Below are 22,870 nucleotides of genomic sequence, written 5' to 3'. Positions count from 1 at the left end.
CGCTCAGCGGTCGATGATCACGAGCGTGCCGTGGCTGCCCTCGGCTACCGCGTGCGGGATGCCGGCCGGCACGATATAGACCTCGCCCGCGCCCACCTGCACGCGCCGGCCCTGGAGGTCGAGGTTCATCTGCCCGTCCAGCACCAGCAGCGCTTCATCGAAGTCGTGGGTTTCGTCGGGATAGGCCAGCGCATCCATGCGCAGCACCTTGACGTTGGCGCCCGCTGCCCGGCCCACGATGATGGAACGCCAGGCGTGGGGCAAAGTCTGCGCGACGGAAAGAAGATGGGTCTGGGACATGGTGGGTAGCCAGGGAAATGGGGGAGCGTGTGGAGGTGAGGGCTGCCTCAAGACAGGCCGGTGCAAACCGGTGCAGGCAGGCAGCGTCAGCCTGTGTGGCGCCCTGCCCTGCGCCTGCGCACCCGCCCGCGCCACAGGCGCAGCCAGATGCCGCAGGCCACGATGCACAGCACGGCGGCCAGCACGAACTGTCCCAGCGCAGCCACCACCACCGCGCTGCTGGGCAGCAGCCAGGCCAACACCGCCTGCAGCGCATCGCCCAGCCAGAAAGGCGCCATCCGCCGTGGGGCAGCTGCGGGCGCAGCGGCAGGGGCGGCAGCAGGAGGTGGCACAGCGCCCCGGCGCCTGAAGAACGGCCATGGGGTGAATGTCATGCCGCCGACGACTCCTGCGCGAGCGACTGCAGCCAGCCATGGCCTTCGTCCCAGTCGCCCAGGCCCGACTCTGCATTGATGTGGCCCCGCTCGCCGTAGTCGACAAAACGGGCGCCCCAGCCCTGCGCCATGCCCTGGGCACGCTCCAGGATGCAGTACGGGTCGGTGCGGCTGCCCACCAGCAGGGCCGGGAACGGCAAGGGCTGCCGCGCAATGGGCGCCCAGCCGTGGATCTGCGCGGCCAGGTCGGGCCGCTCCACATCGCCCGGGGCCACCAGCAGCGCGCCGCGCACGCGGTGGGCGTTGGCCGAATGCGCCGCCCACCACGCGGTCAGGATGCAGCCCAGGCTGTGCGCCACCAGCACCACGGGGCCGTCGGCATCGACCACGCTCTCCTCCAGCCGGGCCAACCAGTCGCCGCGCAGCGGGCGCATCCAGTCGTGCTGCTCCACGCGGTGGTAGCCGTGCACGGCCTCCCAGCGGCTTTGCCAATGGCCGGGGCCGGAGTTCTGCCAGCCAGGCAAGAGCAAGATGTTGGATGCCTTCATTGCTATGAATTTAGTAGCTGCTAGCGCTTGCCCATCAAGCGGCAGGGGCCATTTTGACCACGGAATCTGGCGCTGACCCTGCCGTTGCCTGCACCGTTCCCGGTGCCGGCATGGTCTGCACGCGCTCGACCATCTCTTGCGCGAACTCGACAAACGCCTGGCTGCCCTTGGCCGCCGGGTCGAACACCACGCCCGGCAGACCGTAGCTGGGCGCCTCCGCCAGGCGCACGTTGCGCGGGATCACGCTGTTGAACACCTTGTCGCCAAAGTGGCCCTTGAGCTGGTCGCTCACCTGCTGCTGCAAGGTGATGCGCGGGTCGAACATCACGCGCAGCAGGCCGATGATCTGCAGGTCGGTGTTGAGGTTGGCGTGCACCTGCTTGATGGTGTTGACCAGGTCGGTCAGTCCTTCGAGCGCAAAGTACTCGCACTGCATGGGCACGATGACGCCGTGCGCGCTGCACAGGCCGTTGAGCGTGAGCATGGACAGCGAAGGCGGGCAGTCGATGAGCACGAAGTCGTAGTCGCCGTCCACCTCGGCCAGCGCGGCCTTCAGGCGCTTTTCGCGGTGCTCCAGGGTCACCAGCTCCACCTCGGCGCCCGCGAGCTCCCGGTTGGCGCCCAGCACCCAGTAGCCGCACTTGTCCGAGTGCACCGCCGCCTCCTTCACCGAGGCGGATTCGAGCAGCACGTCGTACACCGTGAGCTCCAGGCTGCGCTTGTCCACGCCCGAACCCATGGTGGCATTGCCCTGGGGGTCCAGGTCGACCATCAGCACCCGCTGCCCGATCTTGGCCAGCCCGGCGGCCAGGTTGACGGTGGTGGTGGTCTTGCCGACCCCACCTTTCTGGTTGGCAACGCAAAAGATCTTGGCCATGTGGATGCAGCAGTCCGTGTAGTTTTATTTGGAGATGGCCAGCTTGATGCCAAAGCCGATGAGGAACACGCCGGCCAGCTTTTCCAGCCCCCGGCCGATGCGTGGGTTGGCGCGCATGCGCTCGGCCAGAAAGTGGGTGAGCAGCACGGCGATCAGGCCGTACGCGAACGTCAGCGCGGCGACGGTGGCAGCCATCACACCGAAGGTCAGCATGCCCTGGTGGCGCGCCGGGTCCACGAACAGAGGGAAGAACGCCATGTAGAACACGATGGCCTTGGGGTTGAGCAAGGTGATCAGCGCCGCCTGCTTGAAGTAGTGGCGCGGCTCGATGTTCAGGATGGGCTTGGCGCCAGGCTTGGCCGTGAGCATCTTGAAGCCCAGCCAGGCCAGGTAGGCCGCGCCCAGCCACTGCACTGCGTTGAAGGCTGTAGGGTACGTGGCCAGCAAAGTGGCCACACCGGCCACCGCCGCCCACATCAGCACCTGGTCGCCCGCAATCACACCCATCGTCGCACCCAGGCCGCCCCGCACGCCGCCCTTGCTGGTCGAGGTGATGAGCGCCAGATTGCCGGGGCCGGGAATGGCCAGGAACAACACGATGGCGGCGACAAAGGCGCCGTAGTCTGCGATGCCGAACATGATTTCTCCCGGTGTGCTGGGTGGGTGGCGCGGGCTGTGCATCCACGATGAGCAGCCGAGTTTAAGCGACCACCCTGCCCTGCTCCGTCGTTCGCGTGCCACCCGCCGGTCCACACGCCCCAAAAAACTCAGGCGGGCTTCAACCAGATGATGCAGCGCTCGGCCTCCAGGCCCGGCACGGACAGTGGTTCCACGTGAAACACCGATGCACCCGCGGGCAAGGCGGCGATCTCGTCCTCGGGGTGCTTGCCCTTCATGGCCAGCCACACGCCGTGGGGCGTGGCCAGCGCGCCCTGCGACCAGGTCACGAAGTCGGGCAGCGAGGCAAACGCGCGGCAGCTGATGATGTCGAACGGTGTCGTCAAGGTCTCCACGCGTGCATGCACCCCGTGCAGGTTGCGCAGCTTCAAGGACACCGCCGCCTGCTGGATGAAAGCCGCCTTCTTGCCCACGGTGTCCACGCAGCTCACATCCACCTCCGGGCAGCAGATCGCAAACACCACCCCGGGCAGACCGCCGCCCGAGCCCACATCCAGCAGGCGCACCGTGCCCGCCGCCAGGCCCTGCGACTCCAGGGTGGCGAGGTGCCGGCGCAGCGGCGCCACTGCCGCCAGGCTGTCCAGCAGGTGGTGCGTCATCATCTCCTGCGGGTCGCGCACCGAGGTCAGGTTGTAGACCTTGTTCCACTTCTGCAGCAGGGCCAGAAAGTCCATCAGCTGGCCGACCTGCCCATCCTCCAGGCCCAGGCCCAAGGCCTCGGCGCCCGCCTGCAGCTGGATGCGCAACGCGTCGTTAGGGGATACCGTCATCGTCATGCCGCCACTTCGCCTTCGGCCTTGGACGGGGCCACGGCAAACTCCTTGAAGCCGCCCTTCTTCAGGTGGACCATCAGCAGAGAAATCGCCGCCGGGGTGATGCCGGTGATGCGCGACGCATGGCCCAAGGTCTCCGGCCGGTGGCGGCTCAGTACCTGGCGGGCTTCGAAACTCAGGGCCGTGACCTGCAGGTAATCCAGGTCAGGCGGCAAGCGCAGTTTTTCGAAATGCGCGGCGCGCTCCACCTCGTCCCGCTGGCGGTCGATGTAGCCGGCGTACTTGGCGGCAATCTCCACCTGCTCCAACACCGACTCGGCCAATGCACCCAGTGTTTCACGTGAAACATCAGCGGATGCATGTTTGCCGCCATCCAGCGACATCAGGTTGGCGTAGTTCACATCGGGGCGGCGCAGCAGTTCGAACAGGTTGTACTCATGCTCGATACTCTTGCCCAGCACGCGCTCCGATTCGGCCGCAGGCAGGCTGCGCGGGTTCACCCAGGTGGCCTTCAGGCGTTCTGTTTCACGTGAAACAGCGTCCCGCTTGCGGCTGAAGGCATCCCAGCGCGCGTCGTCCACCAGGCCCATGCGACGCCCCGCTTCGGTCAGGCGCATGTCCGCGTTGTCTTCGCGCAGCTGGAGGCGGAACTCGGCCCGGCTGGTGAACATGCGGTAGGGCTCGGTCACCCCCTTGGTGATCAGGTCGTCCACCAGCACGCCCAGGTAGGCCTCGTCGCGGCCGGGCAGCCAGGGTGCATCGCCCCGGCACTGCAGCGCGGCGTTGATGCCGGCAAACAAACCCTGCGCCGCCGCTTCTTCGTAGCCTGTGGTGCCGTTGATCTGCCCGGCAAAGAACAAACCCTGGATCTGCCGCGTCTCGAAGCTGCTCTTGAGCGAACGGGGGTCGAAGTAGTCGTATTCGATGGCGTAGCCCGGGCGCAGGATGTGCGCGTTCTCCAGCCCCGGCATGCTGCGCACCAGCTCGTACTGGATGTCGAACGGCAGGCTGGTGGAGATGCCGTTGGGGTAGAACTCGTGGGTCGTCAGGCCTTCGGGCTCCAGGAAGATCTGGTGGCTGTCCTTGTCGGCAAAGCGGTTGATCTTGTCTTCCACGCTCGGGCAGTAGCGCGGGCCCACGCCCTCGATCTTGCCGGTGAACATGGGGCTGCGGTCGAAGCCGCTGCGGATGATCTCGTGCGTGCGCTCGTTGGTGTGGGTGATCCAGCAGGGCATCTGGCGCGGGTGCATCGCGGCACCGCCGTGCGCATGGGCCATGTAGCTGAACACCGGCACCGTGCCCTCGTTCACGCCACCGGGCATGCCGTCACCGGGCTGCTCCAGGCACTTCGAAAAGTCGATGCTGCGTCCGTCCAGGCGGGGGGGCGTGCCGGTCTTGAGCCGGCCCTGCGGCAGCTGCAGCTCCTTGAGCCGCGCCGACAGCGACACGGCGGGCGGGTCCCCTGCCCGGCCGGCCGCGTAGTTGTTCAGGCCCACGTGGATCTTGCCGTCCAGGAAGGTACCGGCCGTGAGCACCACTGTGCGCGACCGGAAGCGGATGCCCACCTGCGTCACGGCGCCCACCACCCGGTCGCCCTCCACCATCAGATCGTCCACCGCCTGCTGGAAGAGCCACAGGTTGGGCTGGTTCTCCAGCATGCGGCGGATGGCGGCCTTGTACAAAATTCGGTCCGCCTGGGCCCGGGTGGCGCGCACCGCAGGGCCTTTGGAGCTGTTGAGAATGCGGAACTGGATGCCGCCCTCGTCCGTCGCCAGCGCCATCGCACCGCCTAGTGCGTCCACTTCCTTGACCAAGTGCCCCTTGCCGATGCCGCCAATGCTCGGGTTGCAGCTCATCTGCCCCAGCGTCTCGATGTTGTGCGTGAGCAGCAGCGTCTTGCTGCCCATGCGCGCAGCGGCCAGCGCAGCCTCGGTGCCAGCATGGCCACCGCCGACAACGATCACATCAAATTCCTGGGGGTACAACATGGGACAACTCCGGGGGCCTGGTGGGCCCGATAATGAAAACCCGGGGTGCTGCTGCAGCCGCTGACTGGCAGGCGCGCAGCCCCTCGGCCCGCCTCAGCAGCCTGGGTACAAGGCCCCGGCGCCCGGCGGGTAACCCGCGATTTTCCCACTTTGCGCTGGCCGTGTCTGTTTCTACGCCCCTTACCCTGTTCCTGACCCAGTTGCTGGGCTCCGCGCCGCCCCCTGTTCGGGATTGGTGGGCCAGCGCCCAGCGCCTGCAGTTGCAGCGTGGGCAACCGCTGCTGCAAGCGGGCGATCGCTGGCAGCACCTGTGGTGGGTGGAGCGCGGGGCCCTGCGCCTGTACTACCTGGACAGCGAAGGGGCAGAGTCCAACAAGAACTTCTTCCTGGACGGCAGCATGCTCTGGCCTGTCACCCCCTGGCTGCGCGAAACACCGGCAATGTTTCACGTGGAACCGATGGAAGACGCCACCGTGCTGTGGGCCCTGCCCTGGCCGGCCACGGGCGGGCCAGCCACCACCTGGCCCGCGTGGGCAAGCCTGGAACACCGCACGCTCTGCGCACTGCTGGACGGCAAGATGCAGCGCGAGCAGGAGTTTTTGCAACTCGGCGCCCGCCAGCGCTACGAAAAGCTGGTGCGCGAACGTCCCCAGTGGGCCGACCGCATTCCGCTGCGGCACCTGGCCTCGTACCTGGGCATGACGGACGTCACCCTGTCGCGGGTGCGCAGCGAGCTGGGGCTTATCAAAGGTTAAGGCGGTGGATGCCGGAGGCGGCGACAGTGCGCAGGTCGCCACTCCCCGCACCGCCAGACCATGCCCCATACCCACCCCACCTCCCTCCCCTTCGGACTGGCACTCGCACCCCATGCCCTGGCCGTACTGTGGCTGGGCCTCATGGCCGGGTTCTTCGGCACCTACAGCGCCAACGTCAACATGGCGCTGCTGCAGATGGACGGTGCCACTTACGCCACCGTGCAGTCGGCCCTCAACCGCAACGTGCGGCATGCGCTGTTCTTCACCCTCTTCTTCGGCCCGCCCGTGTGGTGTGCACTGGCGCTGGCCGCGGCCTGGCGGGAGCATCGGGCGGGCTGGTGGCGCGGGCTCGCACTGGTGGGGGCGGCCTATGTGTTGGGCATCGTGTTCTTCACACAGCAGGTGAACCTGCCGCAAAACCACACCACCGAAGCCTGGAACCCCCAGGCCCTGCCGGCCGATTGGGAGGGTGTGCGCGACCGGTGGAACGCCGCCAACCTCTGGCGCGCCGGACTCAGCCTGGCGGCGTTTGCCGCCGCCCTGGGTACGCTGGTATGGCGCAGCGCGACGCGGACCTGGCCCGGGCTGCCTGCTGCAACCACGCACGACCGCTGAGGCACCCCCGCGCCTTGGCAGTGTCTTGCAGTATTCCTGCTGCACGCCTGTGCTCCAATCGCAGGCACCATGCCCCAGACTACCCCCTCTCTCCTCGTCTTCGCCGGCAGCACGCGCCAGCAGTCCTTCAACCGCAAGCTGGCCCACGCCACCGCCGCCATCGCACGCGATGCCGGTGCCACGGTCACGCTGCTGGAGCTGTCGGACTTCGACATCCCGCTGTACAACGCCGACCTCGAAGCCCAGGGCACGCCGGCAGACGTGATCCGGCTCAAGGAGGTCCTGTGGCGGCACCCCGCCTGGGTGATCTGCTCGCCCGAGTACAACGGCAGCTACACCGCCCTGCTCAAGAACACCATCGACTGGGCGTCCAGCCCCGTCAAGGGCAACCCCGACTGGGAAGACGGCGGCAAGTCCTTCCGCGGCAAGGTGGTGGGCATGCTCAGCGCATCGCCCGGCGCACTGGGCGGCCTGCGCTCGCAAAGCCACCTGGCCCCGCTGCTCATCAACGCCGAATGCTGGCTGGCGCCCAAGGCGTTTGCGCTGGGCTCGGCCGGTAGCGCGTTTGACGAGACCGGCGCGCTGGTGCAGCCAGCCCACCGCGACCGCGTGCGCGGCGTGGTGGAGCAGGTGCTGTGGGCCTCCGCCCGCCTGCACCCCGAAGGCGCCGCCGCCTGACGCTCCACCAGTCAGCCAGCCACAACAACCCGATGGACTGCCGCCCCGGCTGCGGTGCCTGCTGCACCGCACCTTCCATCAGCTCCCCCATCCCGGGCATGCCGCAGGGCAAGCCCGCCGGGGTGCGGTGCGTGCAGCTGGGCGCAGGGGAGCGTTGCCTCATTTTTGGGCAGCCCGAGCGCCCCGCGGTGTGCGGCGGGCTCATGCCGTCGGCCGAGATGTGCGGCGCCAGCACCGCATCGGCTTTCGTGTACCTGGAACGGCTGGAGCGGTTGACCCAGCCGGGCGCGGCGCCGTCCCGGCCTTGAGCTGCAACGGGCCACCACACCGGTGTCACGCGCTGCGGTTTACGATCAAAACCGGCCCTACCGCTCATCTTGCAAGCGCAACCAGCTATCAAAACAGGAGCAAACTCCTCCAAGCTGTCACACACCGGCAGTCTCCTCCGTCTGGTCCATACGGCCAAACAACGCGCAGCGGCGGTTGATCTGCTTCACCCCCCCAGCCCAGGCACCAGCCCATGACTTCTGCAGACCCTCCAGCGCCCTCCGGCGTTTGCGCCACCGACCCCTTCACCACCCTGCGCCCGCGCCTCTTCGGCATCGCCTACCGCATGCTCGGCGTGCGCGCCGATGCCGAAGACGTGCTGCAGGACGCCTGGCTGCGCTGGAGCCGCACCGACCCCGCCGCCCTGCAGTCGGCCGAGGCCTGGCTGGTCACGGTGGTCACGCGCCTGTCCATCGACCGGCTGCGCGCGCTCAAGGCCGAGCGTGAGGCCTATGTGGGCTGGTGGCTGCCCGAGCCGCTGGTGGAGCTGGACGGTGCGCACACGCCCGAGTCGGCCGCCGAGCTGGCGGGCGAGCTGTCGGTGGCGTTCATGTACGTGCTGGAGCGCCTGGGGCCCGAGGAGCGCGCCGCCTTTTTGCTGCGCCAGGTGTTCGACTACGACTACCCCGAGATCGCGGCCCAGCTGGGCAAGACCGAGGCCAGCTGCCGCCAGATGGTGCACCGCGCGAGCGAACGCGTGCAGCAGGCGCGCACCCGCTTCGAAGTGCCGCGCAACGTGCACCACCAGCTGCTGCAGCGCTTCATGCTGGCCGCCCGCAGCGGCGACCGCAACGCCATCGAAACGCTGCTCAGCGAAGACGCCCAGCTCATCGGCGACGGTGGCGGCAAGGTGCCATCCTTCCCCAAGCCGCTGGTGGGGCCCTTCCGCATCGCCAACCTGTACTGGGCCCTGTTCCGCCGCCTGGGCGCGCAGGTGGTCTACCGCATGGCCCTCATCAACGGCGAGCCGGGGCTGCTGCGCTACCTGGACGGCCAGCTCGAATCGGCACAGGCCTTCGTGACCGACGGCGAGCGCATCGTGGCGATCTACGCGATCCGCAACCCGGACAAGCTCGCGGGCATCCCGCTCTCGCTGGACTGACACGGGTACGGGGCTGGGCGTGGTGGTGGTGACGTGGTGACGTGGATGGAGGTGGAGTGGAGGCAGCAAAAAAAATCACCGCCCGCTGTCACACCGGACAACACGCGCACGTCTTGAAAGGTATGGAATGCGATGGCCCGTGCCTCGCACCCACCGCCCTTTCATTTCAACCACAGCGCAACCCAGGAGTTTTTCCATGTCCCAGCACACCGCCCGCCTGCCCTATCACCAGCTCTCGTCCAAGGCCTTCATGGGCCTGGTCAACGTGTCCGAAACCATCAAGAAGGGCGCCCTGGGCGCGCGCCTAGCCGAACTCGTGTTCCTGCGCGTCTCGCAGATCAACGGCTGCGCCTACTGCATGGACATGCACTGGAACTTCCTCGTCAAGGATGGCATGGAACCGCGCCACCTGAACGCCGTGGCCGGCTGGCGCGAGGCACCGTTCTTCAACGACCGCGAGCGCGCCGCGTTCCGCTGGGCCGAGATCCTCACCGCCACGCCGCACAGCGACGCGAGCGACGAAGAGTTCGACAAGCTCAAAGCCGTTTTCACCGACGCAGAGATCTCGGACCTGGGCTTTGCCATCGCCGTGATGAACGCGTGGAACCTGCTCAACGCGGGCATGCGCAGCCCCATCCCGACCCAGCCTGTGGGGGTTTAAGGCCGGCCGGGAACTCCAGGCGGCCTGGTCCGACTGCATGCCGTTCGTATACTTTTCGCATGCACACCCTGCGCGTCACCACCCACGCGGACGAGCTCGATACCGCGCTCATCCACCGCTTCCTGTCAGAGCAGTCCACCTGGGCGCGGGGCATTCCCCTGGCCACGCTGCAGCGCGCCATGGAGCACTCGCTGTGCTTCGGCGGATTCCTGGGCGCGTCGCAGGTCGCCTTTGCGCGGGTGATCTCGGACTACGCCACCTTCGCCAACCTGGTCGACGTGTTCGTGCTGCCCGAGCACCGCGGCCACGGCCACAGCAAGGTGCTGATGCAGCACGTCGTGGCCCACCCCCGCCTGCAGGGCCTGCGCCGCTTCACCCTGGCCACGGGCGACGCGCATGGCCTGTATGCGGGCTTCGGCTTTACCGCGCCGCTGAAGCCCCAGTCGCTGATGGAGCGGTACTTTCCGTCGATCTACGCGGACGGCCCTGCGGCCTGCTGAAGCCCGCCTGTCTGCCGGCCTGCCCGGCGGGCCTCCGGCTGGGCCCATAGCCCTTTCTGCGGCTTGTGTAGCCTGCCTGACAGCGCCACGCGGCGGGGCGGCCTACAGTGGGCGTTTCAGTCCACAACATCCGGAGACACGCCCCATGATCGCCACCCCCTCCCTGCAAGAAAGCGTCAGTCCCGAAGAATGGCAGTTGCGCTGCGACCTGGCCGCGTGCTACCGGCTCGTGAGCCTTTACGGCTGGAGTGACCTGGTCTTCACCCACATCAGCGCCAAGCTGCCCGAGTCGGTCTCGGGCCCTGAGCACCAGTTCCTCATCAACCCCTACGGCCTGATGTTCGAGGAGATCACCGCGTCGAGCCTGATCAAGGTGGACATGCAGTGCAACAAGCTGCACGACTCGCCCTTCCCCGTGAACCCTGCGGGCTTCGTGATCCACAGCGCCGTGCACGAGGCCCGGCCCGACGCCGGCTGCGTGTTGCACACCCACACCCGCGCGGGCGTTGCAGTCAGTGCGCAAAAGGGCGGCGTGCTGCCCATCAGCCAGCAGAGCACCTTCGTGCTGGGCTCGCTGGCGTACCACGAGTACGAGGGCGTGGCCTTTCGCGACGAGGAAAAGCCGCGCCTGCAGGCCGACCTGGGCGAGGCCAACTTCCTCATGCTGCGCAACCACGGGCTGCTCACCGTGGGCAGAACGATTGCCGATGCGTTTCTGTCGATGTACACCTTCGAGAACACCTGCCGCATCCAGATCGATGCGCAGGCCGGCGGCGAGCTCACGGCCGTGAACCCGCAGATCGTGAGCAGCGTGGCCCAGGCCATGCGCGTGCAGACCGGCGGCCTGGGCGGCGCGTTTGCGTGGCCTGCGCTGCTGCGCAAGGTGCAGCGCGAGGCGCCCGGCTACGACAGCTGAGGCTTGTGCAGGGGGCGTCCCACAACGCCGCACACCCCAAGACGACGGCAAGGGTCATGCGCAAGGCATAGGATGCGGGGCTTTTCGTCACTTTTCTCAGAAGGACCTTTTCATCATGAAGCTGTACTACTCCCCCGGCGCCTGCTCTTTGTCCCCGCACATCGCCCTGCACGAGGCGGGCCTGGCCTTCACGCCCGTGCTCGCCAGCACCAAGAGCCACAAGCTGCAGGACGGCACCGACTACTACAGCATCAACCCGCTGGGCTATGTGCCCATGCTGGAGCTGGACGACGGCACGCGCCTGCGCGAAGGCCCGGCCATCGTGCAGTACATCGCCGACCAGGTGCCCCTGAAGATGCTGGCGCCCACCAACGGCTCGCTGCAGCGCTACCGCCTGCAGGAATGGCTGACCTTCATCGGCACCGAAATCCACAAGGGCTTCAGCCCCCTGTTCAACCCCGCCACGCCTGAGGAATACAAGACCATGGCGCGCGAGAAGCTGCTGCAGCGCCTGCAGTGGGTGGACAGCCAGCTGGCCGACAAGCAGTACCTGATGGGCGACCAGTTCACCGTGGCCGACGGTTATCTGTTCACCGTGACCAACTGGGCCAAGCCGACCAACGTGGATATTTCCGCTCTAACGAACCTGGCCGCCTACCGTGACCGCGTGGCCGCCCGCCCTGCGGTGCAGGAGGCCATGAAGGCCGAAGGCTTGTTGAAGTAATAAGCTCCCCCTGAGGCGCTGCGCGCCTTCCCCCTCTCTCGACTCGCTGCGCGATTCGGGAGGGGGACGCACCCAGCGCGGCGGGGCGGCCCTTGCGCAAGTGCACTGGCCTTGGGCCGCGCCAGTTTCATGCGCTGTGGCGGGCCACAGTTCCGAGACTGACTCAAAGACTAACGCCCCTTCCAGGGCACGAAGCGCTGCTCCAGCCAGCGCATGAACCAGTCGAAGGTCCACGCCACCAGGCCGATGACCAGGATGCCCATCACCACCACATCGGTGCGCAAGAAGTTGGAGGCATTGAGCACCATCTGCCCCAGCCCCACGGTGGCTGCCACCATCTCGGCGGCCACGAGCGTGGTCCACCCGAAGCCGATGGCGATGCGCAGGCCCACCATGATCTCGGGCAGCGCAGCGGGCACGATGACGTGCCGCACCAGCTGCCATCGGCCCGCGCCCAGCGACAGGGCGGCGTTGATCTGCTCCACGCTCGCGCTGCGCACGCCGGCCTTGGCGGCCAGCGCGATGGGGGCAAAGCAGGCCAGGTAGATCAGCAAAATCTTGGACGCCTCGTCGATGCCCAGCCAGATCACGATCAGCGGCAGGTAGGCCAGCGGCGGCAGCGGGCGGTAGAACTCGATGGGCGGGTCGAACACGCCGCGCGCCACGCGGCTCACGCCCATGGCGATGCCCACCGGCACGGCTGTGACAGCCGCCAAGGCGAACGCACCGAACACGCGGATCGCGCTCCACTGCAGGTGCTTCCACAGCGGCTCACCGCCCTGGATGTTGCCGCGCCAGGCATCGCCCAACGCGCGCAGCACGGCATCGGGTGCGGGCAGGAACAGGGGCGGCACCCAGGCCAGGTGCGTGGCCAGCCACCACAGCGCCACCAGCGCGACCACACACACGGCGCTGATGCCGCGGCTCGGTCCGCTGCCGGGCAGACGGAACGGCGCCACGGCACGCAGCGAGGACGCTACGTGTGCAACGTGCGGCGCGGCAGGTGCATCGGACACGGCCGCACCAGGCGCATCGCGTCCAATGCCCGGCACCACCAGGATCTGGCTCATGGCATCAGGCATGCGCAGGCTCCGCATTTGCCACCACGCCGGGCGCGATCCAGTCCAGCACGCGTTCGCGCCAGGCGATGAACTGCGCGTCCGACTTCACGGCGCGCGCAGCCCGGCCACCCAGGTATTCGGTGTTGAACGCCAGCGCATGCTGCTGCGCGATGCGGCCGGGGCGCGGTGTCATCACGATGAGGCGCGAGGCCAGGAACAGCGCCTCCTCCACATCGTGGGTGATGAAGAAAATCGTCTTGCCCGTGCGCTGCCACAGCTGCAGCACCAGCTCCTGCAGCGACTCGCGGGTGAACGCGTCGAGCGCGCCCAGCGGCTCGTCCATGAGCAGCACGTCGGGGTCGCTGGCCAGGGCGCGGGCAATGCCCACGCGCTGCTGCATGCCGCCCGACAGCTGCCACACGGGCGCGTCGGCAAAGGCCTCCAGGCCCACCAGGGCCAGCTTCTCGATAGCCAATCGACGCCGCTCTGCGCGCGGCACACCGCGCAGGCGCAGGCCGAGTGCCACGTTGTCGACCACGTTGAGCCAGGGCATCAGCGCATGCTTCTGGAACACCACGCCGCGCTCCGCGCCAGGCCCGGTCACCGCGCGGCCGTTCAGCGTGATGCTGCCGGACGACGCCTCGGTAAAGCCCGCGATGCAGTTGAGCAGCGTGGTCTTGCCGCAGCCCGATGCGCCCAACGCCACCACGAGTTCGCCGCGCGCGATGTCAAGGTCCACGTCCTGCAGCGCAAGCACCGGCGACGCATGTCGCGCACCGGCATAGCGCACGTTCAGGCCCCGTATCTGCAGGCCTTGTTCTGCGCCATCGCCGTGGCTACTTGGCACGCCGCACCCAGGCGGGGTTCACGCCGACGGAGTAGTCGGGCAGCACGTTCTGGATGGTGCCCTGCTCCTTCAAAAAGGCCGCGGTAGCCGCCAGCGACTTGGCCACGCCCGAGTCCTTGCCGCCACCCAGCCACTGGTTCGATGCCTGCTCGGCGGGCGGCACAAAGGCGTACAGCGCCAGGCTGGCCGGCACGGTGGGCGCCTCGGCCCCGCTCCACTTGGCGACGGACTTGACCTCGGCCGACTCGGCGGTCCAGGCAGCCTTGTGGCCGGTGTAGGCCTTGTCGGCATCGGCCAGCACCTGCACGAACTGCGCGAGGAAGCCGTCATGCTCCTTGGCAAAGGCCTTGGTCACGGCCAGGCCGTCGAACGTCGCCTTGCCGGTCTTGGCCGCGATCTGGCCCGACGTGATGATCACCTTGCCGTTGGTCTTGGCCTTGGCCAGCACCGGGTCCCACACAAAGGTCGCGTCGATGTCGCCGCGCTCCCAGGCCGCCAAGATCTCGGGCGGGCGCAGGTTCACGATCTGCACGCTCTTGGGGTCCACGCCCGCGTCCTGCAGCGCCACCAGCGCGTGGAAGTGCGTGGTCGACACAAAGGGCAGGCCGATCTTCTTGCCCTTCAGGTCCGCCAGCGTGTTCACGCCCGAGCCGTTGCGCGCCACCAGGGCCTCGGCATCGTTGATGTTGTCCAGCACCCAGAAAACCTCGATGGGCACGCCCTGCGAGATGGCCGATGCGAAGGGCGACGAGCCCGCCTCGCCGATGTGGATGGCGCCGGAGGCCAGCGCGCGCACCACCTCGGCGCCGCTGCCCAGCTTGCGGTAGGTGACCTTGTAGCCCGTGCGCTTTTCGACCTCGCGCGTTTCCTGTGCATGGCGCCACGGCACGACCATGTCCTGGTAGCCGATGACCACCTCGCGGGTCTGCGCCAGGGCACTGAAGCCCAATACCGTGCCTACCAGCAAGGCCGCGGCCTGGATGCTTTTTCTGCGTGTTGTCGTTGCCATGGGGGGAATGTCCTCTCGGGATGCGTCGGATGCGGCCACGGTGCGGCGCGGGTCCGCCCATGGCATGAGAGAAAAATTCTAGGCAGCGGGCCGTTGGCGGCTTGCACTGGTTTCGCACTTGGATATGCGAAAACCAACTAACCGCCAGCGCGGCATCTGTGCAGGGTCCTGCTCGCCCCACACCCCCGGTCAGCCGCCTGCGCCAGACCCCGCCAGCGGCCTTTGCCGCGACGCCACCAGCGCCCCCGCCCAGAGCGCACAGGCCGAGAACACCAGCCCGCGCGCCAGGCCGCCCGGGCCGTCGGCGATCCAGCCGACCACCGTGGGCCCGACGATCTGCCCGGCCGCGAACACGATGGTGAACGCGCTGATGCCGCTGGCCCACAGCACCTGGGGCAGGTTGTGGCGCACCAGCGCCGTGGTGGATGCGACCACCGACAGGAACACCCCGCCGAACAGCAAGCCCGATCCCAGCACCACCGGCCACGCGGACGTGAGCGCCGGCAGCACCGTGGCCACGCCCAGCAGGCCGTTGAGCAGCGCCAGCGCCTGCCCGCCCCGGCTGCGGTCCAGCAGGCCCGCCCAGATGCGCGAGGACAGCAGCACGGCCAGCCCCAGCAGCGCATAGAACCAGGTCACCGCGGTGCCGCTGGCGCCCTGCTCGCGCAGCAGCGCCACCACAAAGGTCATGTAGCCGATGTAGCCCACGCCAAACAGGCCGTAGCCCAGCAGCGCAGGCCCCAGGGCCCGCCAGCTCACCCGGGCGGGCGGATGTTGCAGGTTGAACGGCGTGGCAGGCGCTGCCGGTGCGGCCAGGGCCTGCAGGCGGCGCGCGGGCCACAGCAACACCGCGGTGGCACCGGCGCAGGCAACGGCCAGCGCCCACCAGGCCCACGTCCAGGCATGCGGCCCGGGCGCGGCCGCCAGCACTGCAGGCACCAGCAGCGCCGACAGGCTGATGCCCCAGCCCGTGCCGCCGTAGTACAGCCCCAGCAGCAGCCCTTCGCGCCCCGTCGCATGCGCACCCAGGCGCGCCGCCAGCAAACCACCGGCAATGAACACCAGCGCGCTGGCCCCACCGGCCAGCAGGCGCTGCACCAGCAGCGGCACCGCATCCACAAAAAAGCCGCTGAGCCCCATGAACACTGACGCCAGCACGGCGCCCGCCACCAGCACCTTGCCCGGCGCCACGCGCTGCAGCAGCCACGGTGTGGCCAGCGCGCCCAGCAGGTAGCCCAGCGCATTCACCGTGTTCATGGCCCCGGCCAGCGTGTAGGTCCAGCCCAGGTCCTCGCGCATGGGGGGCAGCAACAGCGCATACGCAAAGCGTGTGATGCCCAGCGACACCGCAGCGCCCATGGAGAGCGCCACCGCCAGCCACAGCGCGGGCAACGTGGCAGGCAACGTGGCCAAGGGCCGGACCGCGCCGGGCGGTGCAGGGTGGGAGGGCATGGCGTGCAATTTTGCCGCAGCCGCCTTTCGCGCGCTGGCCGGGCAGCGCCACGGCCCGCAGCGGGGCCGCTGGGACCAATAGCACAAAACCAGAGCCCTTGTTGACGCCAGTGCGCTGCACGTTTTGCGCTGCAGCATTAACCTTCGGCCTTCGACCGATGGCCCCTGCCGACGTTTTCAACCAACGCTTTATCTGGAAGTTTTCATCCCATGCCATTCCTGTCCGACCCCGTCCAAGCCGGTGACCTGCAACTGGCCAACCGCGTCGCCATGGCGCCGCTCACGCGCAACCGCTCGCCCAATGCCGTGCCCACTGACCTCGTGGCCACCTACTACACGCAGCGCGCCAGCGCCGGTCTGATCATTTCCGAGGCCACCGCCATCTCGCACCAGGGCCAGGGCTATGCCGACGTACCGGGCCTGTACGCGCCCGATCAGATCGCGGGCTGGAAGAAGGTCACCGAGTCCGTGCATGCCGCGGGCGGCAAGATCGTGGTGCAACTGTGGCACGTGGGCCGCGTCTCGCACACCGACCTGCAGCCCGGCAACGCCGCACCCGTGGCACCGTCGGCCATCCAGGCCAAGACCAAGACCGTGCTCATCAAGGACGGCGTGCCCACCTTCACTGAAACGTCCGTGCCCCGCGCGCTGGAGCTGTCCGAGCTGCCCGGCATCGTGCAGGACTACCGCCGCGCAGCGCGTGCCGCCATCGACGCGGGCTTTGACGGTGTGGAAGTGCACGCCGCCAACGGCTACCTGATCGACCAGTTCCTCAAGACCGGCGCCAACCAGCGCACCGACGCCTATGGCGGCAGCATCGAGAACCGCGCCCGCCTGCTGCTCGAAGTGGTCAACGCCATCACCGCAGAGATCGGCGCCGGCCGCACCGGCATCCGCCTGTCGCCCGTCACGCCCGCCAACGACGTGGTGGACGCCGACCCGCAGCCGCTGTTCGACTACGTGGTGCGCCAGCTGGGCCCGCTGGGCCTGTCGTACATCCACGTGATCGAAGGCGCCACGGGCGGCCCGCGCGACATTCCGGACCGCCCCTTCGACTACACCGCGCTCAAAGCCGCATACCGCACAGCCGGCGGCCAGGGCGCGTGGATGGTGAACAACGCCTACGACAAGGCCCTGGCCGAAACGGCGCTGGCGAACGGCGCGGACATCGTGGCCTTCGGCCGCCCGTTCATCGCCAACCCGGACCTGGTGCAGCGCCTGCAAAAGGACGCGCCGCTGAACGAGGTGAACCGCGCCACGCTGTACGGCGGCGGTGCGGAGGGGTACACGGACTACCCTGCGCTGGCTGCTTGAGCGTGACACCGTCCGATCAATCCCAACCTTCGGATCGTTCCGCAAGCTGGCCCATCCCCCACCGTTCGGGCTGAGCTTGTCGAAGCCTTGCGCCGCGCTTCGACCAGCTCAGCGTGAACGGTGTGGGGGAGATCGACGGTCAAGGTTGTAGACACAGCCCACACTCCAGACACGGAAGGCTGTGAACGTCTGGGCACTGCGCTCGCCCTGTGCCCACCGCTCGCTCAACCCAGCCCGATCGGGCTCGGCGCCCGCATCACGATGCGGGTGAACAGGCGGTCATACGACGGGTCCCGCGCCGGGCCGTGCGCCAGCGGGTTGGCATTGCCTGCAAACGCGGCGTCGATGGCGGCCCAGTCGGCCTCCTCCAGACACTTCTGCGCGGCCGGCAGCACCACGGCCTCCTCCAGCCGCATGTGCTCCAGGTAAAAGCCGATATACCTGCGCAGCGCCTGTGCAAACACCTCGCGGCGCGACTCGCCCATCAGCTCCCAACCCAGCAGCAGGTGCTGCAGTTCGCGCACCGCTGCCTCGCCCCCTGCGTGTTCACGCTCCAGTTGTGCAATGGCGGCGGCTGCATCGGGCGAGCGTTCGGCCACCTTGGGGAACAGCCACTGCGACTCCTTGGGGTGGTGCTGGCGCTCGGGAAACTCGTCGATGTAGAACAGCATCGCGCGCATCACATCGAAGAATGCGGCGGGTGCATCGCCCGGCCCCTGGTCGAGCAACAGGCGCAGTGAATGCAGCACCGCCGCCAGCGACGCATGCTCTTCGCGAATGGTGCGCAGGCTGATGGACGGCATGGCAACTCTCCAGGGTGGACACAACAGCCCGAGGGTGCCATGCAGGCGCGCGGCGGCCCATGACGCAGGTCAAACACTGCCGACAAGCGTGGAGCAGCGCTTCCAAAAATGCCTACGGCGTTGCGTTGAGCTGCGTTGCATTGCAGACGCACTCGCTGCGATTCTTGCTCCGGTGGTTGCGTCGGCCTCTGCGTCGAACTACACGGCCCGCCCATGAAAAAAGCCCTGCAAGCTAAGAAAGCCTGCAGGGCCTGTGTGCCCGTGGCGCGGGCGGCGTCAGCGCGCTATATCAACGGGTGAGCAGTGCCCGGCCCGAGGCACCGCCGGCCAGCGCCTGCCGCTGCTGCGCCGGAGCCGCCACAGGCGCATGGTGGGACCCATGGTGCCCCGCACCGTGCCCCATCGAATCGGCCAGGCGGAACTGCTGCACCACCTGCGACAGGCGCGCGGCCTGCTCGCGCAGCGACTCGGCGGCCGCGGCAGACTCTTCCACCAGGGCCGCGTTCTGCTGCGTCATGCGGTCGATCTCGCCCACCGACTGGTTGACCTGGCCGATGCCGGCAGACTGCTCGGTGGCTGCGGCCGTGATCTCGCCAATGATGTCGCCCACGCGCTGCACGCTGGCCACGATCTCCTTCATGGCCGTGCCTGCGTCTTCCACATGGCGCACGCCGCCGTCCACAGCCGTCACGCTGTTGTTGATCAGACCCTTGATGTCGCTGGCCGCCGCCGCGCTGCGCTGGGCCAGGCTGCGCACTTCGCTGGCCACCACGGCAAAGCCGCGGCCCTGCTCGCCCGCACGGGCGGCTTCCACCGCGGCGTTCAGCGCCAGGATGTTGGTCTGAAAAGCGATGGAGTCGATCAGGCCGATGATGTCGCCGATCTTGCGGCTGGACGCCGAGATCTCCTGCATGCTGGCCACCGCCTGCTGCACCACCGAGCCGCCGTGCGTGGCGGTGTTCGATGCCGATGCCGCGAGCTGGTTGGCCATCTGCGAGGACGACGCCGTCTGCTGCACGGTGGACGTGAGCTGCGACAGCGAGGACACGGCCTCCTGCGCGTTGCTGGCGGTCTGCTCGGTGCGCTGCGACAGGTCCTGGTTGCCCGTGGCGATCTCCTGGCTGGCCGTGGCGATGTTGCCGCTGGCATCACGCACCTGCGCCACCAGCGAGCCCAGGCCCTGCTGCATCTCGCGCAGTGCGCGCTGCAGGTCGGCCACTTCGTCCTTGCCTTCGGCCTCGATCTTCTGCGACAGGTCGCCGCCCGCAATCGCCTGCGCCATGCGGCGGGCTTCTTCGAGCGGGTTGCAGATGGAGTTCATGTTCATGAGCGTGGTCGGCACCACCACCACCACGGTGATGAGCACCGCCAGCACGAAGAGCCACTTGGTCTCGCTCGACACGCGGCCTTGCTGTTCGATGGCTTTGTCCACATCGGCGCGCAGCACGGTGTCGAGCTCGCCCACCAGCTTGTCGGCCTGGTCGAATTCGGCCACGGCCTTGCCGCTCATGCGGTTGGCGATGGTGGCAGTGTCGTAGCCGCTGGCTTCGAGCTGCCGTGCCACGTGTCCGAAGAGATCGCGGTAGCTGTCCAGCTTGGTGACGATGTTGCGCACCACCACGTTGTCCGCGTCTTCCTCGCCTTCCAGGAACTTCGCGGCGATCTTCTTGGCCTTCTCCTGGCTGGCCAGCCACTTGGCGTGCGCGGCTTTGACGGCCTCGGTCTTTTCGTAGCCGATGATCATGTCCTTCTCGTGCTGACGTATCGCGCCCATCTCGCCGCGCAGCTCGCCCATGTAGCCCACCTTGGCGAACGAGTTGTCCATGAAGTTCTGGCTCATGTCGTGGATGCGGAACATGCCCAGCATGCCCGCGCCACCCAGCAGGCCCAGCAGCCCCAGGACCACCGCAATGGCCCCCAGCATGCGCATTCGGATGGTGAACTGCCGCATGAACGAGAAGAGATTCATGATGTGTCGTCCTTGTATCGGTATGGAGAGGCTGCGAGCCACGCGCCCACGCGGTCGGCTCTGCAACAAACAGTTGCAGTTTGCCAGACATCGATGACCGCGTTGTACGTATTTATCACATGCGCCACCGCTTCAGTAAGAGGGCATTCGCCATCACACTGACCGAGCTCAAGGCCATGGCCGCGCCAGCGACCACCGGGCTCAGGTAACCCAGCGCCGCCAAGGGAATCCCGGCCACGTTGTAGGCAAAGGCCCAGAACAGGTTCTGGCGGATCTTCATCACCGTACGGTGCGATATGTCGAGCGCTGCCGCCACCAGCCGCGGGTCTCCGCGCATCAGGGTGATGCCGGCTGCGTGCATGGCCACATCGGTGCCGTTGCCCATGGCCATGCCCACATCGGCGGCGGCCAACGCGGGAGCATCGTTGACGCCATCCCCCACCATCGCCACGGTCTTGCCGCCCGCCTGCAAGGCAACCACTTTCGCGGCCTTGTCGCCCGGCAGCACCTCGGCCATCACGTCGCCCGCCGCGGGATCGAGGCCGAGCCGCCGGGCCATGGCCTCGGCCGCACCCCGGTTGTCGCCCGAGATCATCACGGTGCGGATGCCGCGCGCCTTCAGCTGTGCCAGCGCTTCCCGCGCGCCGGGCTTGGGTTCGTCGCCAAAGGCCATCACGGCGCGCAGCACCAGGCCCCCTGCTCCGTGTGTGCCTTCTGCGCCCTGCGTACTGCGCTGGGCCACGGCCGACACGGTGGCGCCTTCGGCCTGCAATGCCTGGGCGCGCGCGGCCAGCGGACCCAGGTCAACGCCCAGCTCCTGCATCCAGCGCAGGCTGCCCACCAGGTAGCTCGCCCCCTGCACCTCACCCTCCGTGCCGCGGCCGGGCACGGCGCGCACGGCGTCGGGCTGCGCCATGGGCAGGTCGCGCGCCCGGGCAGCGGACACCACGGCGCGGGCCAGCGGGTGTTCGCTGCCGCTTTGCACCGCGGCCACGGCCGCCAGGACAACGCCCTCGTCCTGCCCCGCCACCACCTCGAACGCGGTGAGGCGCGGCTGCCCCACGGTGAGCGTGCCGGTCTTGTCGAAGGCCACCGTGTCCACCTTGTGCGCCAGCTCCAGGGCCTGCGCATCCTTGATGAGGATGCCGTGCTTTGCCGCCACGCCGGTGCCCGCCATGATGGCCGCGGGCGTGGCCAGGCCCAGCGCGCAGGGGCAGGCGATCACCAGCACCGCCACGGCGTGGATCAGCGCCACCTCCCCGCCCGCGCCGGCCCACAGCCAGCCCAGCAGGGTGAGCAGCGCCACGCCCAGCACCACCGGCACGAAGACGGCCGAGACCTCGTCCACCATGCGCTGCAGGGGCGCCTTGGCGGCCTGCGCGTCCTCCACCAGGCGGATGATGTGGGCCAGCACCGTCTCGGCGCCCACGGCGGTCACCGCCATCACGATGCGGCCGTCGCCGTTGATGGAGCCGCCTGTCAGACCCGCACCCACGTCGCGCACCACGGGAAGGGGTTCGCCGGTGAGCATGGATTCATCGACCTGCGTGTGGCCCTCGTGCACCGTGCCGTCCACCGGGATGCGCTCGCCCGGCCGCACCACCAGGCGGTCGCCCACCATCACCTCGGCCACCGGCACATCCACCTCGCCGGCCTGGGACAGCAGGTGCACCACCTCGGGCCGCAGCGCGTGCAGCGCGCGGATGGCCGCCGTGGTCTGGCGCTTGGCACGGGCCTCCAGCCACTTGCCCAGCAGCACCAGCGTGATCACCACGGCCGAGGCCTCGAAGTACAGGTGCGGCACATGCCCAGATTGCCCCGGGTGGCCCGCGGGCGCCGTGAGCCACAGCCACACCGACAGTCCCCAGCCCGCGCTCGTGCCCAGCGCCACCAGCAGGTCCATGTTGCCCGCCAGCGCCTTCAGCGCATGCCAGCCGGCCTTGTAGAAACGTGCACCCAGAATGAACTGCACCGGCGTGGCCAGCGCGAACTGCACCCAGGCGGGCAGCATCCACTGCTGGCCGAACAGGTCCCCCACCATGGGAAGCACCAGCGGCGCCGACAGCACCAGGCCGATGCCCACGGGCAGGAAGCCCGTCCAGGCAGACAGGTTCTCATCAACCTGCGTCTGCCCGGCAGCACGCGGCTCGTAGCCCGCATTGCGCACCGCGCGGCGCAGCAGCGCGTCCATGGCCGCTGCATCCGGCGCGGCGCCCGGTGCCCAGGCCACGCGCGCAGACTCGGTGGCCAGGTTCACGGCGGCGTCCTGCACGCCGGGCACCTTGCGCAGCGCGCGCTCCACGCGCGACACACAGCTGGCACAGGTCATGCCGCCAATGCCCAGGTCGAGCGAGTCCGTGACCGCGGCGAGGGATGTGGGAGAGGTACCGATAGTGTTTGTCGTCATGTATTTATGAGTTCTGGGTTGCGTATGTCGCCCCCCGCCAACGCACCAGCGCGGCCGATGCCAGTGCACCCATGGAACCAGCTTTGCCGGGCCACCGGGTGCGTCCCCTTCCCGAAGGAGAGGGGGAAGATGCAGCATCTCAGGGGGTGCATTGCTCTACCGTACACCTTGACATGATGGCAAGGTCAAGCG

Annotated in this window: 24 protein-coding genes; 10 read left to right on the top strand and 14 right to left on the bottom strand. The window is 68.3% G+C overall.

All coding sequences use genetic code 11. The features are described 5' to 3' along the window. Window positions 1-3 precede the first annotated feature (3 nt). From ASF16_RS20670 to mnmG, 7 genes are all read right to left on the bottom strand, one after another. Window positions 4-300, bottom strand: coding sequence for a cupin domain-containing protein (locus ASF16_RS20670; protein WP_056171653.1), 297 nt, complete (start codon window positions 298-300; stop codon window positions 4-6). 86 nt (window positions 301-386) lie between these two features. After that, on the bottom strand, window positions 387-674 hold the full coding sequence (locus tag ASF16_RS20665; protein WP_056171651.1) for a hypothetical protein: 288 nt from the start codon (window positions 672-674) through the stop codon (window positions 387-389). After that, window positions 671-1,222, bottom strand: a complete 552-nt coding sequence (locus ASF16_RS20660) for an alpha/beta hydrolase (RefSeq protein ID WP_056171648.1) — start codon at window positions 1,220-1,222, stop codon at window positions 671-673. Before ASF16_RS20660 ends, ASF16_RS20665 begins: the two co-directional genes overlap by 4 nt. A gap of 34 nt (window positions 1,223-1,256) precedes the next feature. Next, a complete protein-coding gene (locus ASF16_RS20655; RefSeq protein WP_082517066.1) occupies window positions 1,257-2,099 on the bottom strand; it encodes a ParA family protein in 843 nt (280 codons plus the stop codon). A 24-nt stretch (window positions 2,100-2,123) separates the two neighbouring features. Further along, window positions 2,124-2,738: a LysE family transporter gene (locus ASF16_RS20650; protein ID WP_056171646.1), complete on the bottom strand. Its 615-nt coding sequence runs from the start codon at window positions 2,736-2,738 to the stop codon at window positions 2,124-2,126. Between the two features lie 128 nt (window positions 2,739-2,866). Then, complete coding sequence (rsmG, locus tag ASF16_RS20645) at window positions 2,867-3,547, bottom strand: 16S rRNA (guanine(527)-N(7))-methyltransferase RsmG (protein ID WP_056171644.1); 681 nt, start codon at window positions 3,545-3,547, stop codon at window positions 2,867-2,869. Window positions 3,548-3,549: 2 nt separating this feature from the next. Continuing rightward, on the bottom strand, window positions 3,550-5,538 hold the full coding sequence (gene mnmG, locus ASF16_RS20640) for a tRNA uridine-5-carboxymethylaminomethyl(34) synthesis enzyme MnmG (protein ID WP_056171642.1): 1,989 nt from the start codon (window positions 5,536-5,538) through the stop codon (window positions 3,550-3,552). A 161-nt stretch (window positions 5,539-5,699) separates the two neighbouring features. On the opposite strand from mnmG, the gene ASF16_RS20635 reads away from it, so the two are divergent. From ASF16_RS20635 to gstA, 9 genes are all read left to right on the top strand, one after another. After that, window positions 5,700-6,293 (top strand): Crp/Fnr family transcriptional regulator, encoded by a 594-nt coding sequence (locus ASF16_RS20635; RefSeq protein WP_056171640.1) that lies wholly within the window; start codon window positions 5,700-5,702, stop codon window positions 6,291-6,293. 60 nt (window positions 6,294-6,353) lie between these two features. After that, window positions 6,354-6,908 carry a DUF1772 domain-containing protein gene (locus ASF16_RS20630; RefSeq protein ID WP_056171638.1) on the top strand — a complete coding sequence of 185 codons (555 nt, stop codon included), beginning with the start codon at window positions 6,354-6,356 and terminating at the stop codon, window positions 6,906-6,908. A 69-nt stretch (window positions 6,909-6,977) separates the two neighbouring features. After that, window positions 6,978-7,586 carry an NADPH-dependent FMN reductase gene (locus tag ASF16_RS20625; protein ID WP_056171636.1) on the top strand — a complete coding sequence of 203 codons (609 nt, stop codon included), beginning with the start codon at window positions 6,978-6,980 and terminating at the stop codon, window positions 7,584-7,586. Window positions 7,587-7,618: 32 nt separating this feature from the next. Further along, complete coding sequence (locus ASF16_RS20620; protein ID WP_056171634.1) at window positions 7,619-7,894, top strand: YkgJ family cysteine cluster protein; 276 nt, start codon at window positions 7,619-7,621, stop codon at window positions 7,892-7,894. A 212-nt stretch (window positions 7,895-8,106) separates the two neighbouring features. Then, window positions 8,107-9,015 carry an RNA polymerase sigma-70 factor gene (locus ASF16_RS20615; protein ID WP_056171633.1) on the top strand — a complete coding sequence of 303 codons (909 nt, stop codon included), beginning with the start codon at window positions 8,107-8,109 and terminating at the stop codon, window positions 9,013-9,015. A 196-nt stretch (window positions 9,016-9,211) separates the two neighbouring features. After that, on the top strand, window positions 9,212-9,676 hold the full coding sequence (locus tag ASF16_RS20610) for a carboxymuconolactone decarboxylase family protein (protein WP_056171631.1): 465 nt from the start codon (window positions 9,212-9,214) through the stop codon (window positions 9,674-9,676). Between the two features lie 59 nt (window positions 9,677-9,735). After that, on the top strand, window positions 9,736-10,176 hold the full coding sequence (locus tag ASF16_RS20605; protein WP_056171629.1) for a GNAT family N-acetyltransferase: 441 nt from the start codon (window positions 9,736-9,738) through the stop codon (window positions 10,174-10,176). A gap of 145 nt (window positions 10,177-10,321) precedes the next feature. Then, a complete protein-coding gene (locus ASF16_RS20600; protein WP_056171627.1) occupies window positions 10,322-11,092 on the top strand; it encodes a class II aldolase/adducin family protein in 771 nt (256 codons plus the stop codon). Window positions 11,093-11,207: 115 nt separating this feature from the next. Continuing rightward, entirely contained in the window at window positions 11,208-11,816 is a 609-nt protein-coding gene (gstA, locus tag ASF16_RS20595; protein WP_056171625.1) for a glutathione transferase GstA, read from the top strand. Window positions 11,817-11,986: 170 nt separating this feature from the next. On the opposite strand, the gene ASF16_RS20590 is transcribed toward gstA, so the two are convergent. The 4 genes from ASF16_RS20590 to ASF16_RS20575 form a co-directional block, all read right to left on the bottom strand. Further along, window positions 11,987-12,886: an ABC transporter permease subunit gene (locus ASF16_RS20590; RefSeq protein WP_235507459.1), complete on the bottom strand. Its 900-nt coding sequence runs from the start codon at window positions 12,884-12,886 to the stop codon at window positions 11,987-11,989. Between the two features lie 4 nt (window positions 12,887-12,890). After that, on the bottom strand, window positions 12,891-13,724 hold the full coding sequence (locus ASF16_RS20585) for a taurine ABC transporter ATP-binding protein (protein ID WP_056171623.1): 834 nt from the start codon (window positions 13,722-13,724) through the stop codon (window positions 12,891-12,893). Continuing rightward, window positions 13,714-14,733 (bottom strand): taurine ABC transporter substrate-binding protein, encoded by a 1,020-nt coding sequence (gene tauA, locus ASF16_RS20580; protein ID WP_056171776.1) that lies wholly within the window; start codon window positions 14,731-14,733, stop codon window positions 13,714-13,716. The genes ASF16_RS20585 and tauA overlap by 11 nt, the downstream gene beginning before the upstream one ends. A 189-nt stretch (window positions 14,734-14,922) precedes the next feature. Continuing rightward, on the bottom strand, window positions 14,923-16,185 hold the full coding sequence (locus ASF16_RS20575) for a YbfB/YjiJ family MFS transporter (protein ID WP_056171621.1): 1,263 nt from the start codon (window positions 16,183-16,185) through the stop codon (window positions 14,923-14,925). A 210-nt stretch (window positions 16,186-16,395) separates the two neighbouring features. Here ASF16_RS20575 and ASF16_RS20570 point away from each other — a divergent pair, with 210 nt between their 5' ends. Further along, window positions 16,396-17,499: an alkene reductase gene (locus tag ASF16_RS20570; RefSeq protein ID WP_056171619.1), complete on the top strand. Its 1,104-nt coding sequence runs from the start codon at window positions 16,396-16,398 to the stop codon at window positions 17,497-17,499. 224 nt (window positions 17,500-17,723) lie between these two features. Here ASF16_RS20570 and ASF16_RS20565 read toward each other — a convergent pair whose 3' ends face one another. From ASF16_RS20565 to ASF16_RS20555, 3 genes are all read right to left on the bottom strand, one after another. Then, window positions 17,724-18,302 (bottom strand): hemerythrin domain-containing protein, encoded by a 579-nt coding sequence (locus ASF16_RS20565; RefSeq protein WP_056171618.1) that lies wholly within the window; start codon window positions 18,300-18,302, stop codon window positions 17,724-17,726. Between the two features lie 289 nt (window positions 18,303-18,591). After that, on the bottom strand, window positions 18,592-20,271 hold the full coding sequence (locus tag ASF16_RS20560; protein WP_056171616.1) for a methyl-accepting chemotaxis protein: 1,680 nt from the start codon (window positions 20,269-20,271) through the stop codon (window positions 18,592-18,594). Window positions 20,272-20,386: 115 nt separating this feature from the next. Then, complete coding sequence (locus ASF16_RS20555) at window positions 20,387-22,678, bottom strand: cation-translocating P-type ATPase (protein ID WP_056171614.1); 2,292 nt, start codon at window positions 22,676-22,678, stop codon at window positions 20,387-20,389. Between the last annotated feature and the right edge of the window lie 192 nt (window positions 22,679-22,870).

The sequence above is a fragment of the Acidovorax sp. Leaf78 genome (genome assembly GCF_001422735.1).
GTDB lineage: Bacteria > Pseudomonadota > Gammaproteobacteria > Burkholderiales > Burkholderiaceae_C > Acidovorax.
The sequence above is the reverse complement of the archived record's forward strand: the minus strand, read 5'-3'. Positions and strand labels throughout refer to the sequence as shown.